General features: G+C 60.5%; 17 protein-coding genes and 1 pseudogene. 9 read left to right on the top strand and 9 right to left on the bottom strand.

All coding sequences use genetic code 11. The features are described from left to right. Positions 1 to 105: 105 nt before the first annotated feature. A complete protein-coding gene (locus tag HWX44_RS08040) occupies positions 106 to 1,020 on the bottom strand; it encodes an Abi family protein (RefSeq protein ID WP_175974076.1) in 915 nt (304 codons plus the stop codon). 311 nt (positions 1,021 to 1,331) lie between these two features. Here HWX44_RS08040 and HWX44_RS13300 point away from each other — a divergent pair, with 311 nt between their 5' ends. The 6 genes from HWX44_RS13300 to HWX44_RS08005 all read left to right on the top strand — a co-directional run bounded on the left by HWX44_RS13300 (position 1,332) and on the right by HWX44_RS08005 (position 4,817). Further along, complete coding sequence (locus tag HWX44_RS13300) at positions 1,332 to 1,655, top strand: phage antirepressor KilAC domain-containing protein (RefSeq protein WP_232761147.1); 324 nt, start codon at positions 1,332 to 1,334, stop codon at positions 1,653 to 1,655. Then, positions 1,652 to 2,137, top strand: coding sequence for a hypothetical protein (locus tag HWX44_RS08025; RefSeq protein ID WP_049154434.1), 486 nt, complete (start codon positions 1,652 to 1,654; stop codon positions 2,135 to 2,137). The genes HWX44_RS13300 and HWX44_RS08025 overlap by 4 nt, the downstream gene beginning before the upstream one ends. Positions 2,138 to 2,252: 115 nt before the next feature. Further along, the gene (locus tag HWX44_RS08020; protein ID WP_049154436.1) at positions 2,253 to 3,587 is read left to right on the top strand and encodes a DUF445 domain-containing protein; all 1,335 of its coding nucleotides are present in this window, start codon (positions 2,253 to 2,255) and stop codon (positions 3,585 to 3,587) included. A gap of 15 nt (positions 3,588 to 3,602) precedes the next feature. After that, the gene (locus HWX44_RS08015) at positions 3,603 to 4,064 is read left to right on the top strand and encodes a CGLAU_01105 family protein (RefSeq protein WP_049154438.1); all 462 of its coding nucleotides are present in this window, start codon (positions 3,603 to 3,605) and stop codon (positions 4,062 to 4,064) included. A gap of 13 nt (positions 4,065 to 4,077) precedes the next feature. Next, on the top strand, positions 4,078 to 4,368 hold the full coding sequence (locus HWX44_RS08010; RefSeq protein ID WP_049154440.1) for a DUF2516 family protein: 291 nt from the start codon (positions 4,078 to 4,080) through the stop codon (positions 4,366 to 4,368). Continuing rightward, positions 4,368 to 4,817: a deoxyribose-phosphate aldolase gene (locus HWX44_RS08005; RefSeq protein ID WP_049154441.1), complete on the top strand. Its 450-nt coding sequence runs from the start codon at positions 4,368 to 4,370 to the stop codon at positions 4,815 to 4,817. Before HWX44_RS08010 ends, HWX44_RS08005 begins: the two co-directional genes overlap by 1 nt. A 3-nt stretch (positions 4,818 to 4,820) precedes the next feature. Here HWX44_RS08005 and HWX44_RS08000 read toward each other — a convergent pair whose 3' ends face one another. Genes HWX44_RS08000 through HWX44_RS07990 form a run of 3 tightly spaced genes read right to left on the bottom strand, consistent with a single transcriptional unit; the run spans position 4,821 to position 6,967 of the window. After that, positions 4,821 to 5,615 (bottom strand): LmeA family phospholipid-binding protein, encoded by a 795-nt coding sequence (locus tag HWX44_RS08000; protein WP_175974074.1) that lies wholly within the window; start codon positions 5,613 to 5,615, stop codon positions 4,821 to 4,823. Positions 5,616 to 5,638: 23 nt separating this feature from the next. Next, the gene (locus HWX44_RS07995; RefSeq protein ID WP_102234661.1) at positions 5,639 to 6,448 is read right to left on the bottom strand and encodes an SAM-dependent methyltransferase; all 810 of its coding nucleotides are present in this window, start codon (positions 6,446 to 6,448) and stop codon (positions 5,639 to 5,641) included. Positions 6,449 to 6,475: 27 nt separating this feature from the next. Further along, the gene (locus HWX44_RS07990) at positions 6,476 to 6,967 is read right to left on the bottom strand and encodes a DUF2505 domain-containing protein (protein WP_175974072.1); all 492 of its coding nucleotides are present in this window, start codon (positions 6,965 to 6,967) and stop codon (positions 6,476 to 6,478) included. A gap of 24 nt (positions 6,968 to 6,991) precedes the next feature. On the opposite strand from HWX44_RS07990, the gene HWX44_RS07985 reads away from it, so the two are divergent. Beyond that, complete coding sequence (locus HWX44_RS07985; protein ID WP_175974071.1) at positions 6,992 to 8,113, top strand: UDP-N-acetylmuramate dehydrogenase; 1,122 nt, start codon at positions 6,992 to 6,994, stop codon at positions 8,111 to 8,113. Between the two features lie 15 nt (positions 8,114 to 8,128). Here the strand turns inward: HWX44_RS07985 and HWX44_RS07980 are convergent, their stop codons facing one another. Continuing rightward, complete coding sequence (locus HWX44_RS07980) at positions 8,129 to 8,605, bottom strand: S-ribosylhomocysteine lyase (protein WP_175974069.1); 477 nt, start codon at positions 8,603 to 8,605, stop codon at positions 8,129 to 8,131. Positions 8,606 to 8,689: 84 nt separating this feature from the next. Here HWX44_RS07980 and HWX44_RS07975 point away from each other — a divergent pair, with 84 nt between their 5' ends. Then, the gene (locus HWX44_RS07975) at positions 8,690 to 9,856 is read left to right on the top strand and encodes a YihY/virulence factor BrkB family protein (RefSeq protein WP_254868142.1); all 1,167 of its coding nucleotides are present in this window, start codon (positions 8,690 to 8,692) and stop codon (positions 9,854 to 9,856) included. Positions 9,857 to 9,858: 2 nt separating this feature from the next. On the opposite strand, the gene HWX44_RS07970 is transcribed toward HWX44_RS07975, so the two are convergent. From HWX44_RS07970 to HWX44_RS07960, 3 genes and pseudogenes are all read right to left on the bottom strand, one after another. After that, positions 9,859 to 10,887, bottom strand: coding sequence for a hypothetical protein (locus HWX44_RS07970; protein ID WP_070754809.1), 1,029 nt, complete (start codon positions 10,885 to 10,887; stop codon positions 9,859 to 9,861). 207 nt (positions 10,888 to 11,094) lie between these two features. Then, a complete protein-coding gene (locus tag HWX44_RS07965) occupies positions 11,095 to 11,298 on the bottom strand; it encodes a hypothetical protein (protein ID WP_046647827.1) in 204 nt (67 codons plus the stop codon). A gap of 165 nt (positions 11,299 to 11,463) precedes the next feature. Continuing rightward, positions 11,464 to 12,066 (bottom strand): annotated as a pseudogene (locus HWX44_RS07960) (hypothetical protein); the annotation flags it as partial. Between the two features lie 547 nt (positions 12,067 to 12,613). On the opposite strand from HWX44_RS07960, the gene HWX44_RS07955 reads away from it, so the two are divergent. Further along, positions 12,614 to 13,774 (top strand): RtcB family protein, encoded by a 1,161-nt coding sequence (locus HWX44_RS07955; RefSeq protein ID WP_046647825.1) that lies wholly within the window; start codon positions 12,614 to 12,616, stop codon positions 13,772 to 13,774. A 137-nt stretch (positions 13,775 to 13,911) separates the two neighbouring features. Here HWX44_RS07955 and HWX44_RS07950 read toward each other — a convergent pair whose 3' ends face one another. Next, entirely contained in the window at positions 13,912 to 15,189 is a 1,278-nt protein-coding gene (locus HWX44_RS07950) for a Fic family protein (protein WP_175974067.1), read from the bottom strand. Positions 15,190 to 15,351: the final 162 nt, after the last annotated feature.

The following is a 15,351-nucleotide window of genomic DNA, read 5'->3' as shown; positions in this document are numbered from 1 at the left end:
TGTTTTCGTAGAGGGCCACAGCATCACGTTTGAACTGTTCGGAGTACCTAGGCATGGTGGTAGATTACCTTTCTTCCCAACCCAACCGGGCTGGATATCAGGTGTCTACCAAACAGGGGTCAGGTCCCCCCAGCTGTCAGGTGCTCCTGTGCGAGAAAACGGCACGATGGGATTGTGCGGGTAGGTGTGGAACAGCTTCGGTAGCCGGTCGGCTGGAGACAATTCCAGTTGGCGCTGCAAGTATTGGATAAGGGAGAGCTGCCCGAACACGCGATTCATTCCTTCAGCTACCGGAGCCAGCCTGACGTCATTGTTCAGTTTCGGTTTGATGTCGTAAACACGGTTGAACATCCTTGCATGATGAGCTGCGTAATTACGCAGAATATTCAAGGATTTCAGCCATGATTCAAGCTGAGGACCAGTTAGGCCGCAGGGCTCGGCAATCCGTTTGCGCACGATATTGGGTGACATGCCGTACAGGTACGACAGCATCCCCCAATCCATGATTGCGACAGCCGCCCAGATGGGTAGAGTCCCGCCATATTTGGATTTGTGGTGGGCGACGAAGTCCTCCTTCGACGCTTTCAATGCCGACTGGTACTTTCTCAGCCACACCTCGTGCACGCTACGCCCGTCTTTGTTTCGCTGCCGTGCCCGGGCGCTCAAACGCTGGGGATCCAAATAGATCAGCGGGTCAAGGCGACCCAGCTCGTGACCGAGCTTGGTTCGAATAGCCAACTCCACGCGATCAAGCTCGATGAACACGCTGTGGCGCAATTGTTCGTCAAACCCATAGAGGGCTACCACCAGGTCAAACGATGCTCCCTCAACGAATTCATCTCGGGCAGTGCCGTCGTCTTGGGAGAAACGGCGCATCGGGTACCAGTATCCGGACAAGCGGTAGTAGTTCAATTGAGCCAGCAGCGTCTCAGCATGCTTGGGATCATCCACTCGCATCCCACGCTGACGAAGCAATTCGACCTGTTCACCGTAGGTCTTGAACTGCTTCACCTGCTCCACGCACACCCCTGTTTGATACAAAAACGAAGACCGGCCCTGGACTCCCATTGAGGCGGGCAGCGGAACCGGTCATGTTGACTACGAGGTTACCTGGTTGATGACGCCGAGGCAAGAGCACGGGACATGGAGCCATCGGTACGATCCGAACCATCACCTCGGGCGGACAGGTCCTGTTCTGCGGCTGGGACGTGGCGACCGCCCTCGGCTACGCCAACACGAAAGATGCCCTGGCGCGTCATTGCAGGGGGTCGTTAATCACTACCCCCTTGAAACGGCTGGTGGCATCCAGCAGGTCAGGTTTACCAGCGAAGGTGTCCTATTACGACGTGGTGCTGGCGTCGCCGTCGCTGATCACCACCACCGAGATCGCCAAGGACTACGGCCTGTCGGCGAAGAAGCTCAACCAGATTCTGCGCGGGGAGCAGGTGCAGTTTCACCAGCCCGGGCGTTGGTTCCTCTACGCCAAGTTTACTGAGAAGGGTTACACCCAGTCCAAGACGTACGAGTACGACGAGGGCAAGACCTGCACCCACATGTACTGGACGCAGAAAGGCCGCCTGTTCATCTATGACCTGTTGAAGAACATCCGTGGCCTGCTGCCGGTGGTCGAGCGTGAAGGCGAGGACGCCAGATGACCACCACTGCGCTTCTTGATATCGGAATACCGAAGAAGAACGTCGAAGGATACCCTGACCCGACCTGCTACCGGGCCCTGAAAGCGATTCAGCGCGCCGAGATCGACTGGGCTCACCAGATGGACATCCCGAACCACCACCAGATCACCGACCAAGCCGGGCTGGAGCAGGTGGCCAGGTTGGATCACGTCGCCGCCACCTACACCAACGACCGGCGCTCGTCTGCGAGCTTCATTTCCTCGGACTGTGTCGTGATGGACATCGACAACGACCACACCGAGGAATCATCCAACTGGGTGACACTGGAGAAGCTCGCCGAGTTGATAGCGGGTGTGGTGTTCATGACCGCCACTTCCCGTAACCACCAGAAGGCGAAAGGCGTGCTGGCGGCTAGGTTCGGTTTCTTTGATCAGCAGGCGTTGGATGCCGGACGGTTCATCTACGGAACCACAAACGGGCCCTCGGCAGGCTGGCGTTCATAAAGCTAGGAGTCGATCTTAGTGTTGGTGGCAATCGAATGTGTCCGGTACGCCCACTAATGTTGATTAATGGATTCACTATTCCCCATCATTACGCAGACCCAAGGAGAACCAACCCATGACGCACCGCGCAGACGCAGGGCTTGAGCCGGCTCGGGAAACGTCGGCGGCGCAGACGTCGTTTGTGCCGCAGCCAGGAAACCAGGAGGCGCGCCGGGCGGACCTGCGCCGCTGGAAGGCGATTGCGCTGTCCTTCCTGATTGGTGCGGCGGTGATCTTTTTGGGGTGCTCGTGGTGGCAGGCGTCGGCAAGCGGGGCTCCCGTCTGGGTGGGCTACGTGCGCGCGGCAGCGGAGGCAGGAATGGTCGGTGGACTGGCGGACTGGTTCGCGGTGACCGCGCTGTTCCGCCGCCCCATGGGGCTGCCCATCCCGCACACCGCGCTCATCCCCAACAACAAGGACCGCGTGGGTGATGCGCTCAAGGACTTCGTGGAGGAGAACTTCCTCACCGCGGATGCACTCAGCGCCAAGGTGCGGGAGGCGGAGATACCGCTGTGGCTGGCGCGCCAGGGCGTGGAGCCTGGGCGGGCGGAGGAGGTCTCCGCGTGGATTGGTGAGCGCGCAGCCAGCGTGGTCGCAGACCTAGACCCGGCGGAGGCAGAGCAGTTCATCCGCACCCAGGTCATGGACCGTCTGGCAGAGCCGGAGTGGGGCCCGCCGCTGGGGCGCCTGCTGGAGGGCTATATCGCGGAAGGCAAGGCGCGGCCGCTGGAAGATGACCTCATTGAGTGGGCGCACGGCAAGATCCTCGGCATGGAATCCACGGTGGTCACCGCCATTGATGAGCGCATGCCCGGCTGGGCGCCGCGCTTTGCCCGCGAGATGGTGGGGGAGAAGGTCTACGCCGAGCTTGTGGAATTCGCCGATGAGGTCCGCCGCAACGGCAACCACGAAGCCCGCCTGGCCATTCGCCGCAACCTGTCCAAGCTGGCTTCGGACCTGCAGTGGGATGAGGACATGCGCGGGCGCATCGAAGGCATCAAGCAGGAGATGCTGGCCTCCGATCAGGCGCAGAAGGCGCCGGCGGCGATGTGGGCGACGGTCTCCTCCACGCTCATTGAACAGCTCACCGACCCAGAGTCCTTCCTGCGCCAGAAGATCACCGCCAAGGTGAAGGAATTGGCGCACCGCCTGCTGGAGGATTCCGAGTTCCTGGCCCAGGCCAACGAGCTGGTGGACAAGGCCGCGCGCTACGCGGTGGAGAAATTCGCCCCGGAGATCATCGCGATTATTCCGGAGACCATTAAGCGCTGGGATGCCCAGGAGGCTTCCGAGAATATCGAGCTCATGGTGGGCAAGGACCTGCAGTTCATCCGCCTCAACGGCACGGTTGTGGGTGCGCTGGCGGGGTTGGTTATCTACACTGTTAATCATCTGCTTTTTGGCGTCTAACAAGGAGTGACGACCATGTCCGTATTTGACTCAATCAAGAATGCCGGTTCCTCTGCTTTTGATGTGGCCAAGGATTTTGGTGGCCGTTTCAAGGAGGAGCGCCAGAACCAAGCCCAGAGCGCGCAGGCGGATCGCATTGCCCGCGCCGCCGATGAGGCGGGCATGGGTGATGGCACCGCGAAGGAAGAGTCCTTCTTTGACCGCGTGACCTCCACGGCCAAGAACATTGGGGAGTCTGTGTCCTCCGCAGCGCGCGAGACCCGCAACTCGGAGTCTTTTGAAAAGGCCCGTGAGGATTTCACCACGGCCTTCAACGAGACCCGTGAGGGTGTTCAGGGCGCTATCAACAACGCCAAGGAGCAGCGCGCGGAGGGCAAGCATGCCCAGCAGCCGCAAGAGCCGCAGAGCCCGCGCAACCCCTACGCACAGAAGCCGAATGACGATGTCATTGACGGCGAAGTAGTTGACGAGAACTAGTTAGTCTTTCTTGATGCACACTTTTCTTAACATTATTGCGTCGATACCGCACTACATTTTCATCGCGGTATCTCTCTTCGCCCTCTTTGGTGCCGTCCTAGCGGCGATGACGCGGGAGGATGCCTTCCGCGCCGGTGACCGCCAGAACAAGTGGGTATGGGTCGGCCTGCTCTTCGGCTCCGCCCTGTTGATGAACCTGCCGCTGCCTTTTGTCAGCTGGATTGGTGCCATCATCACCGGCGTGTATTGGTTTGACGTGCGCCCGCAGCTCAAGGCCATCATCAACGGCGATTATTCCTACTAATGCTGAATCTGCTTGAGGCCTCCGTGGAGGAGGTGCGAACCCAGTCGGCGGGGCAACAGCGAGTGCTGGTCTCCCCGCACCACGTGCTTGCCGCTGAGGGCGCCGAGCACGTTATTGCTGTTGCCGGTTATCCCACCGGCCGCCACCACTCCTTGGTGAAGGCAGCGGAGGCGCGGCTGGCCGTGCAATCAGGTGCCGCCGAGGTGTGGGTTGCGGTGGATGCGCTGCTCGGGGATGCCACCTCGCTCCTCTCCGAGCTCGTCACCCTCCGCGAAGCCTGCCCGCTGCCCGTGCGCTTGGGGCTCATTCTTCCTGAGCGTCCGGCTTTGCCGTTGCCGGAGTATGCGCGTGCTGCCGAGCAAGCGGGCTATCAGTGCCTCATTGAAACGGGCTCCGTCGTTTCAGACGACGAAGCCCTGGATACGCAGCTCTCCATAGAGAGCCTTTAATTCTTAATTAGCCGGTGCCTGCTGTGCTGGCGCGGTGGCGGAATCGAGTTCGCTCATTGGAACGTCGTGGCCAATGAGGGTGAGCGTCAGTTCCCCAGCCCCAACATCCACGGATTCAAAGGTCAGCTGCTGGCCCGCGAGCTGTTCCTCCATGCCTTCGGCCAAGGCATTCGAGATCGCGGAGGTCGCCTGCTCGGGCAGGTCGAAGCCGAAGAGCGATGCTTCCTTCGCATCGATGGCGAGTTTGCCATCGCGAGCCTCCGGCTTGAGCGAGAGCGTGGCCAGGCCACCGGCAAATTCCACGTCGAGGTCATCCTCGGCATCGTTGGCGGTAATCGCGGTGACCACGAGGTTGCCCAAGGCGTCATAGCCAGATTGGTCAGCAATGGCCTTCTGGAAGCTGGCAAGCAGGAATTGATCCGGGACGGTGGTCGAGGCCCGCAGGGTGCCCGCGACCGGTTCCTTGGACAGCGTCATGTCTTCGACGTGGACATCAGCGGCCGGTTGGCCGGTGATGGTGGTGCCCTCAATCTTCAGCGTGGACGGGGTCTTCATATCCATCTGCGGAATCTTGCCGTTGAGCAAACCAAAGACCATGGGGCTGGCACCGAAGCTCACCTCCGGTTCTTCGGAGGTCTCCACGCCCTGCTCCTTGGCGGACTGGGTGAATTCGCTCTTCATCTGCGAGCCCAAGAACCAGCGTAGGCCAAGCTCAGCAAGCAAGATGATGAGCAGGAGCGTCACCAGTACGCCGATGAAAATTTTCCAGGCCGTTGAGGCGGGAGATTTAGAAGCCATGACTACTAGTGTGGCGCACTGGCTTAAAGTTGGCCAACTACCAAGTCCCAATCCACTGTGAGCACGTTGTCCCGCAGGCGGCGGTTCACCGGGTGGATGGGGACTGTCTGCCGGAGTTCTTCGCGGGCCATGCGCCAGCGCACCCGCGGACCATAAGGAGACCAGCCGGCGGCGCGGTCCCAGGCGGCGTCGGCCGCCTGCAAGAGCTCATGGATTGGTTCACCCGGCACGTTGCGGTGGATGAGGATTTTGGGCAGGCGCTCCGCGATATCGCTGGGGCGCGCAACGTCGAAGGGATCCCAGGCGAGGGTCAGCGTGCGTGGACCGGCGGCGCTGAGAAGCACCCAGGCCGCCCTGCGCCCTAGCTCATCGCAGGTTCCCTCCACGAAGAAGCCGCCCGGAGCAAGACGCGAGGTCACCGTGTTCCAGGCTTTCTCTACTTGGTCAACGTCATACTGGCGCAGCACGTTGAAGGCGCGCACTAGCTGCGGGCGGTAGCCGGCAAGCTCGAAGCCGCCGAGCTCAAAGGTGACGCCATCGCGCGGCGGCAGGACGCGCTCGGGGGAAATCTCTAGGCCCGTTACCCGGGTTTGCGGGTTAACGCTGCGCAGCCAGCCAGCCCACTCCACGGTGGTGGTGTGGGAGGCACCGTAGCCGACGTCGAGAGCCAGCGGCTTACTCGTGGAGCGCAGCAGCGAAGAGATTTCCGGGTGCGCCACCATCCACCGATCGCAGCGGCGCAGGCGGTTGGGGTTTGTGGTGCCGCGGGTAACAACGCCAAAAGGCCGACCAGCGCTTTCCTGAGCCTTCAGGTTATGCGCGTGATCGGCCATGGCAACAACTGTGGTGTAGGGAGTTGTTTAGAGGTTGTTGGAGATCCACTCGTCGGTGAGCTTGCCCTCGTTGGTGTAGAGCTCCTGCAGAGCTTCAGCGACCTTCGGTTCGATGGCAGCGCCCATCATCGGAATGTTGACGGAAACCTCGGAGACATAGTCCAGAACGGTGGTCTCATCCTGGGACTTGTAGGTGATGTCACCCTTGAAGTCGACCGGGGTGCCCTTGACGTCAGCGGTGAAGGAGACGGACATCTGATCATCGACAACCTCGCCGATGGTCACGGTGCGCTTTTCCTTCAGGTCCTGGGAGACCATGGCGCGAACAGCCTCCGGGAGGAGGGAGGTCGGAAGAATTTCGTAGAGCACAGCGGTGTTGCCGGTGAACTCGTGCACGGTACCCGGTTCCGGGGACAGCTTGGCCACGATGAAGTCCCAGTACTCCCGAGTGGTCAGTGCCTTGTGCACCTTATCGATGGGCTGGTTGATGATAACGGTGTTTTCGCTACGGGTTGACATGAGTTACAGACTACCTTTGTAGACGTGCTAGATAAATTCCTGACCCTCGCTGACATTGACGGAGTCACTCTGGATTCCGAGACCACCTTCGCCGATCTCACGACGCTGCGCATCGGTGGTGCACCGCTGGTGACGGTGCGCTGCGACAGCGCACAGGCAGCGATTGCAGCTTTGGCCGCGCTTGACGACGCCTCCCAGGACTACCTCGTCGTCGGCGGCGGCTCCAACCTCGTGGTGGCGGATAGCCAGCTGGATGTTGTGGTCGTGGTGCTCGACTTCGAGGACATCGACGTCACCGTGGCCAACGGCCTCGTGCGCGCTGATGCGGGCGCGGTGTGGGATGACGTCGTGGCCCTGACCGTGGAGTGCGGTCTTGGCGGCATTGAGTGCCTCTCCGGCATCCCGGGCAATGCCGGCGCCGTGCCGGTGCAGAACGTGGGCGCATACGGCGCTGAGACCTCCGACGTCCTCACGCAGGTCTACCTTTATGAGCGCGCTACCCGCACGGCGAAGTGGGTACCGGCGGAAGAATTAGAGCTGGCCTATCGCTACTCCAACCTGAAGTTCACCGGACGTGGAGTGGTGCTGGCCATCGAACTGCAGCTGACCACCGATGGACTGTCCAAGCCCCTGCGCTTTGGCCAGCTCACCCAGAACCCCGGTGAGCGCCGCCCTGTTGCCGAAGTCCGCGAAGAAGTACTAAAGCTGCGCCGCAGCAAGGGAATGGTGCTCGACCCACAGGACCATGACACCTGGTCAGCCGGCTCCTTCTTTACCAACCCTATCGTGGAACCGCAGCTTGCTGATTCCATCCAGGAAACCGTCCGCGCTTCCCGTGGCGATGAGGATGCGGACCGCATGCCGCGCCATGCGGTGCCGACAAGCGGCACCGCATCTGGAGAAGGAAAGGAAAAGCTCTCCGCCGCCTGGCTCATCGAGCGAGCCGGCTTTGCCAAGGGCTACCCGGGTGAAGAGTCAGGTGCGAAGGCAACCCTGTCCACCAAGCACACCCTGGCGCTGACCAACCGCGGTGAGGCCACCGCAGATGACATCGTTGCGCTGGCCCGCGAGATTCGCGCCGGGGTTCAGAAGGCCTTCGGGGTGACGCTGGAGCCAGAGCCTATCTGGTTGGGTGTGAGTATTTAAGAAGGACTTGGGTGGCTAGGCTATGACGTTGAGCCACTCATCCTTGGCCGCGAGGAAATCGCGTGCGGCCTCCTGTGCGCCCTCGAGTGAGTGGTGGGCGCCCCAGCCGCACTGTACCTCGTTGGCGGCGGGAACCTCGGTGGCGTTGAGGATGTCATTGAGTGCGCCCTCGACGGCGCGGAGCAGCTCGTCCTGCTCCATGCCGTTGGTGATGGCGTAGAAGCCGGTGCGGCAGCCCATCGGGGCAAAACCAATGAGCTTGTCGGTGTAGTTGCGCATGAAGTTGGCCATCATGTGCTCCACCGAGTGGATTGCCTCGGTGCCGAGGTGTTCCTTGTTGGGCTGGCAGAAGCGCAGGTCGTACTTGATAATCTCGACTCCGCCGCCCAGGTCGGTGCGGTCGGCGACGCGGATATAGGGGGCGTCGACAAGCCGGTGGTCGAGCTCGAAGGACTTTACGTTGATCTTGTTCTCGGTGTTCTTCTCAGTCATGCTTTCCCAGTGTAACCACGGCTTAGCCTGTGGCCTGAGTGTCCTTCCCCTGAATGCGGGCTGTGCCGCATACGCTGGTCAGATATGAGCGAAGAGGAAATTAGTGGCAACGCTATTCCGGCTGAAGACCCAGAGACCATCGTGCCGTTTAAGAGCTCGACCATCCTTGAAGTCCAGGGCCACGATGAGGAGCGCGACCCTTTCTCCAGGGACAACCGGCTCCGCAAGGAGAGCTGGGGACTGATCATCCGCCGCACGTGGAATGACTTTTTCCACGATGCCTTCATGGACCGTGCCGCCGGAATGACCTACTTCACGCTCATGGCTTTTGCGCCCACGGTGCTGGCCGCCTACTCCATTGCCACGCTCATCTTCTCCTCCCGCCAAGCGGAAGTGGAGCAGCTGACCTCAGAGCTCATCGAACGGTACGTCCCTGGCTCGCTTTCTGAGCAAGCCCATACGGTCGTCGGCACGATCATCGGCTCTAGCGCGCAGGGGACGTTGGCACTGATCATTTCCCTGGCCATTTCGCTGTTTTCAGCGTCGGCGTATGTGCGGGCCTTCTCGCGCACTGCCAATACCGTGTACGGCCGGGTGGAGGGCCGGGGCATCATCCGCACGTGGGCGCTGATGTGGGGGCTGACAGCGGTCATCGTGGTCGGCGCGGTCATCGTGCTCTTTGCCAACTTACTGCGTGATGCAGTTCTTAATGAGGGGCTGATTCCGCTTGCGCGCAACGTAGGACTAGAAGATGCCGCCACGTACTTGGTGCGAATCTTCCTCCCGGTGTGGAACTGGCTGCGCTTTCCCGTCACCGTGGTTGTGGTGCTCACGCTCATCGCGGTGCTCTATCACTTCGGCCCCAACGTGCGGCCCGGGCGCTTTAGGTGGATTACCTATGGCTCCGTGGTGGCGCTCGTGGGCACAGTAGTGTCCTGGGGGCTGGTAGGCCTTTACCTGAAGTACTTCGCTGCGGCCAGCGCCTATGGTGCGCTGAGCACCGTCATGGCGGTATTCATGGACATGTGGTTGATGAACACCGTGCTCATCGTCGGCATCAAAATTGATGCTGAGGTGTTGCGCGCCAAGGAACTGCAACTGGGGCTACACTCGGAGCGTTTTATCCAAGCCCCGCCGCGCTCTGATAGCTCCTCCCAAGCCCAGGCCCGCGCCCAAGAAAGCTTGGAACAGAGAGCGCGTGAGATTTCAGATAACGCGCGGCAGGCACAGGACGAGACGGCAGGGATGTAGCTCTACTTCAAAGCGAGGTGGAAGGGAATCTCGGTGCCCGGCACGACGATGCCGAACGTGCCGTCTTCCGCGCCGTTCTCCGGCACGCTGACAGCCACTCGGCCGGTACGTTTCTCTTGCGGCTGGAAGGGAGTGTCTACGTCGATAAACCCATTGACATCCCACATGAGGGGCTGCCCATTCGATTCCTCGCCCGGGCCGAAGTACAGGAACGCCATTTCCGAGCCGGCGTCGGTCTCGTTGCCCACGTACGTCAAGGTCAAATCAAAGACCAGGTATTTCTTCCCGTCGTCTGGCTGCTTGTAGGAAGGGTCCGCGGCCATGACTTCGTCCGTGCCATCAAAGTTGAGGTTGCTGACATCCACGTGCCATTCCGGTCCTTTCAGCGTCGTGTTGAGCGGTAGCGGGTTAGAACGAGAACCGGGCGTGCCTTCTTCAATGACTTGGTTTCCGTTCTCATCAGGAACGCTTTCGTAGTATTCCGTTGCTGTTGGGGTGGGGGAGCCCGTGCTGTCCAGCGTCTCCTCCTCATCCCAGGGGCGCACCGTCGTGCCCACGACAGAACTTGATATTCCGGGTGTTTGCGTAGTGTCCGGAAGCGACCCGATGAATTTTGCGGCCATGAAGAAGAAAAAGACGACCGAGGCGATCAAGCTGCCCACCACAGTGATGATCAGGGCGACTGCTCCCCACGCAGTTGACTGGTTGCTGAGGAAAAGTGAGACGGCGCCGGTAATAAGAGCTACGAGGAGAATGATCCAGCCTGCGACGTAGATGCCGGGGATGCAGGCGATGATTGTTCCCAGTACGGCGAGCGCCGTGGCGATGATTCCAACGACGGACTTTTTCTTCGGCGGCTCTGGCTGGAGATGGGCAGCCCCGTAACCGCCACCAGGGCTGCCATAAGGAGGTCCCTGTGGAGGGAAGGGCTGGTTGGCATAGGGGTTTTGCTGTGGGCTGCCGTGCTGTCGTGGCCCCTGCTGACTGGGGCCCGGAGGCGGGGTGTGCGGCGGATACGGAGGTTGGGTCATGAGTAGCTTCTTTCAAGGGAGCGTCCGATGAGCTCCGATAATAATCGCCGCATGGCTACTGGACCTGGGAAAGCGGCTAGCCGGGGAACGCTCCTAGATGCCAAAACCTTGCTCCCGCGTTGCATGGATCGGCGCTAAGTTTGGCAGATAGGGTAGTTGCAAGGCCGAGGGAAGGCGTACCTTCCGCGCTGCGTGGCCGGCACGCTGTCACTGCGCAGATTCTTCCGAAACCTGGCGGTGGCCAGCGGCCTTTTCTTGCCCGCGCTTATTAATCAGTGCTGAGACTAGGAATCCAAACCCCATAACCGTCGTGGCCCTGGTTGACCACTCGTAATCAGCGATGAGCCAACCGGCAAGGGAAATGACGCTGAGTGAGCCGACAGCTGTTATGAGGAATTTTTCAATATCCATGCTTCGTCCTCTGGTTCGTAGAAGTCTCGCAATTAAGTAAGCGGTGCCTTATGCGAAAAGCTATCACGAGGCGAAGGGTGCAGACAGAAAAGAAGCCGAGGAGGCCCGCTTCTGAGCGGAGGTCCTCGGCTTGTTCTAAGGGCTTGCTGTTAGGGGGCTAGCGCCTTAGGCGGAGGGGTAGGTGTCGTCATCGGTGAGGCGCACGGTGTCGTCGAGAAGCATGGCAATCTCGGCGGCCTTGGCGTCCTGTGCCGGAAGGCGGCGGCCTTCGATGACCTCGAAGAGTGGGGCGCGGCCCAGCATGCCGGCCTCGAAGTGGGCGCGGCCAGCACGCAGGCGCTGCTCGGCGCGCTCACGCCACTGGGCGGCGGCATCCGCCCCGCGTTGCTGGGACACAGCCTGCTCGAACACACCTGGGTGAGCGTAGACGATGAGCGCGCTGACATGGCCGAAGCCAAGCGAGGTCAGTGCCGCGGCCTTCACGCTGTGGCCTGCCGCAGCGAGGTCCAGCGGGGAGCGCAGCCACACCAGGTTCGGCGCCTTCGGAGCGATGAGCGGGTCGACGCAGTCCAGGGACACGTTCGCCGGGATGCGGTGCGTGCGGAAGACGTCGATGATGCCGCCGGTCTGGAAGAGCGCGGCACCCGCCTTGGAGTGGCCGGTGAGCGTCTTCTGGGAGATGACAAACATCGGCTGATCCTCATCGCGGCCAATCGCTGGCCACAGCAGGGAGTGCAGCTCGGACTCGTTCGGGTCGTTGGCGCGGGAGATGAAGCGCTCGTCGATGCCGCCGGCGACCACGACGTCGGCCTTGCCCAGTGCACTCTTGCTGCATAACCCAGATAAAGATCCAGCCCACTCTCGACTAGGGCGAGGCGGGCTGAACGATTAAACGAAGCTTGTCACGGCGCACGACACCCCGCCAGACGGACGAACAAATGAGCAGGCAGTGAATGCGGTTGAATGGACGGTGTCAAGTTTTCGTGGCTGGGTGAATTTCCTTGCATCATCAATCGCATGTAGAAATCGCGTAGATCGTGTAGGCTCACACGCAGCACTAACAGCCCGAAAGAAGAAGAACAAGAAAGCATAAAGGAGGCGAACCGCGATGATGACCCATAACAATCAGCCGCTAGGACGCCTCTTTAAGCAACTCTTCTAACAGGCTGACTTGACCATTTCCCGGGAAAGCGGCCCTGCTTATCCCGGACGTTGGTGCCAGCCGCGCGACCCGCGCGCACAACTTATAAGTCAGCCGCCCAAGCAGGCCCTTTCTCACGAACTGCGTTACGCAAACGCAGAGAAAGGCTCTCTTATGCGCCTGCACAACTTCGCCTCCATTGTTGAAGACAAGACGGTGGCGCAGGCACAACTCGTCGCTGACCTGCCCTTCGTCTACCCACATGTGGCGCTCATGCCTGATGCCCACTTTGGCAAGGGCTCCTCGGTCGGCACTGTCTTCGGCACGCTGCGCGCCGTCATCCCGGCGGCCGTCGGCGTGGATATCGGCTGCGGCATGATTGCCGTGCGCACGGGGCTCACCCACGCGGACATCCAGGACTTCGCTCTCGAGGACCTGCGCACCGCGGTCGAAGACTCCATTCCGCTCTCGCCCGGAAACTACAACGGTTGGATCATGGACCCGCGCACCGAGGCCCGCACGCGCGAGCTCTCGCAGCTGGCCCAGGACACTGGCGTGGATCTCGGCCACTCCAAAAACTGGCGTCAGCAGCTGGGCAGCTTGGGCGGCGGTAACCACTTCATTGAGCTCTGCCTCGACGAAGAGGACCGCGTCTGGCTGTTCCTGCATTCTGGCTCGCGCGGCGTGGGCAACAAGATCGCACAGGAGCACATCGAGGCCGCGCAGCGTCACTGCGAGAAGCACTGGATCCAGCTCGCGGACAAGGACCTGGCCTACCTCGTCGAGGGCACGGAAGAGTTCGACTCCTACATTGCGGATCTCCACTGGGCACAGCACTTTGCGCTGCTCAACCGCGATGAGATGATGGACCGTTTCCTCGACTGCGTCGCCACCTGGGCCGGCGCAGACCGGGAGACCCTCGAGTTCGAGCGCATCAACTGCCACCACAACTACACCCAACGTGAGAGCCACTACGGCAAAAATGTGTGGCTCACGCGTAAGGGCGCCATCAAGGCGGACGAAGGCGACCGCGGCCTCATCCCCGGCTCGATGGGCACCACTAGCTACGTCGTGGAAGGCAAGGGCTACCCGCCGGGCCTCAAGTCTGCGCCGCACGGCGCGGGTCGCGTCATGTCGCGCACCCAGGCCAAGGCCCGCTTCACCGAGGCGGATCTTGCCGCACGCATGGAAGGCATCGTCTATCGTCCCGGCGCCGAGTTCGTCGATGAGATTCCGGACGCCTACAAGGACATCGACCGCGTGATGGCTGATGCCGCCCAGCTCGTTGAGGTCAAGCACACCCTGCGCCAGATCCTCAACGTCAAGGGCACCTAACCTGCGTCATGATGAGACCGTCACTTTTAGTGACGGTCTCTTTTGAGCTTTCCGATGCCCCCTCCTGCAGCGTCGCATCAGCACGACGCTTTGCCTTATGTAAGGAAACGAAGTAGGTGACCACTATTGATTACTGCTTATTTATTGCGAAGGGCTGGAACTGCTCGGCCGGTCGGAGGTGAAAGCCGAGTATTAAACTGCGTCGAAGCGAGTTGGCGTTCAGCATCGTCGACCAACATGAAAACATCGTCAGCGAAATAACCGAGAAGCCCGCCCGCACCGATGACTTTCTTACGCAGAATGCCAGCCTCGGTGAGTGAATCGAGCGCGTCTCGGGCCGTGCTTGTCGATGAAATCCCCAGCTCGGACTTCACAATGGGCACCGTGACCAAAGGCATGGCAGGAAGCTTCTTGAGCAGTTGGAACTCCGTCGAATTCGATTTCAATGCGCGCTTGCTTCCTTGCGCAGTGCGGTGGTGATTGACCTTGTCCATCCATTCTGCTTCTAGGGCGGCGACGCTATCCGCAAGTTCAGCTGCTTTGGTGGTGGCGACTTGTGCAGCCTCGACGAAGAAAGAGATCCATGCCAGCACGTCACCCTCGCGGAATTTCGTGAGTCCGTCGACGTAACGGTCACCGAGCGTTGCCAGCACCATACTGACAGGGAGAACCGCAGCATCGGTGAGCCCTCTGCGCTGCAAAAGTGCGTGAATCATGGCTCGTCCCACGCGCCCATTCCCATCCGGGAATGGGTGGATGGTCTCGAACTGTGCATGAACGAGCGCTGCTTGAACGAGCGCGGCGTGGTCTGCCCCGTTGAAGTATTCAATGAGATCATCGAGGAGTTCTGGGACTTGCACGGGAGGCGGGGGAACAAAAGCTGCATCGATGGGGTGATAGTCAGACCCGCCAATCCAGTTTTGAGTAGTACGTACTCCTTGTAAAGGCTTTTCTGCAACGAGCGCTGTCTGCATTGCAACAATGTCATCCAGGACTAGCTCGTCTTTGTAAGCCAAGTCTGCATTGATGGTGTCGAGGATGGCGACATTGCGGGCGACAGCTGTTGCGGATTCTTTGAAACCCCGAATTCCGGAATCTGATTCACGCGCGAGGATCGCCATGGCCACTTTGTCGGAGTTAGGAGCGATTCCCTCGATCCGGGAGGAAGCGACGGCCTCAGAACGGAGCAGGAGTCGCGCAACGCCTTCAAGGGAATGGGTATTGTCTCTCATCCCAAGATTGTGAATCTCCCGCTCGATGCGAACGATACGTCGCGAGAGCTCGGACGGAAGCTTCAACGACATGCCTGCAAGTGGATCGGGAACGAAAGCGTGATACTTACCTCCTTGTTTGGCGCGTCGAGAAAGACCGCTGCCATCAGCGGGGATCCATTCCAATTCGACTGTTTTTGCCACAGCTGACTCCTCTCATGCGCTTGGGGCATTGGGGATAAGGTTTATCTTGGTAGATTGATATCCTAGTTTACCGGGATAGCCGTTATCCCGGTGGACTGCGAGCGCAATGCGCCAGATAACTCTTATCGTGAGTCACCGCTTTGTTAAAGACGTTTGATACGG

Source organism: Corynebacterium sp. Marseille-Q2823 (assembly GCF_903645345.1).
Taxonomy (GTDB): domain Bacteria; phylum Actinomycetota; class Actinomycetes; order Mycobacteriales; family Mycobacteriaceae; genus Corynebacterium; species Corynebacterium hiratae.
Note: the sequence above shows the minus strand (reverse complement) of the source record. Positions and strands in the feature narration are given on the sequence as shown.

Excerpts from the sequence above, each read along its gene's own strand:
- HWX44_RS08025 (WP_049154434.1), top strand. The coding sequence starts at position 1,652 with ATGACCACCACTGCGCTTCTTGATATCGGAATACCGAAGAAGAACGTC.
- HWX44_RS08020 (WP_049154436.1), top strand. The coding sequence starts at position 2,253 with ATGACGCACCGCGCAGACGCAGGGCTTGAGCCGGCTCGGGAAACGTCG.
- HWX44_RS08015 (WP_049154438.1), top strand. The coding sequence starts at position 3,603 with ATGTCCGTATTTGACTCAATCAAGAATGCCGGTTCCTCTGCTTTTGAT.
- HWX44_RS08010 (WP_049154440.1), top strand. The coding sequence starts at position 4,078 with ATGCACACTTTTCTTAACATTATTGCGTCGATACCGCACTACATTTTC.
- HWX44_RS08005 (WP_049154441.1), top strand. The coding sequence starts at position 4,368 with ATGCTGAATCTGCTTGAGGCCTCCGTGGAGGAGGTGCGAACCCAGTCG.
- HWX44_RS08000 (WP_175974074.1), bottom strand. The coding sequence starts at position 5,615 with ATGGCTTCTAAATCTCCCGCCTCAACGGCCTGGAAAATTTTCATCGGC.
- HWX44_RS07995 (WP_102234661.1), bottom strand. The coding sequence starts at position 6,448 with ATGGCCGATCACGCGCATAACCTGAAGGCTCAGGAAAGCGCTGGTCGG.
- HWX44_RS07990 (WP_175974072.1), bottom strand. The coding sequence starts at position 6,967 with ATGTCAACCCGTAGCGAAAACACCGTTATCATCAACCAGCCCATCGAT.
- HWX44_RS07980 (WP_175974069.1), bottom strand. The coding sequence starts at position 8,605 with ATGACTGAGAAGAACACCGAGAACAAGATCAACGTAAAGTCCTTCGAG.
- HWX44_RS07975 (WP_254868142.1), top strand. The coding sequence starts at position 8,690 with ATGAGCGAAGAGGAAATTAGTGGCAACGCTATTCCGGCTGAAGACCCA.
- HWX44_RS07970 (WP_070754809.1), bottom strand. The coding sequence starts at position 10,887 with ATGACCCAACCTCCGTATCCGCCGCACACCCCGCCTCCGGGCCCCAGT.
- HWX44_RS07965 (WP_046647827.1), bottom strand. The coding sequence starts at position 11,298 with ATGGATATTGAAAAATTCCTCATAACAGCTGTCGGCTCACTCAGCGTC.
- HWX44_RS07955 (WP_046647825.1), top strand. The coding sequence starts at position 12,614 with ATGCGCCTGCACAACTTCGCCTCCATTGTTGAAGACAAGACGGTGGCG.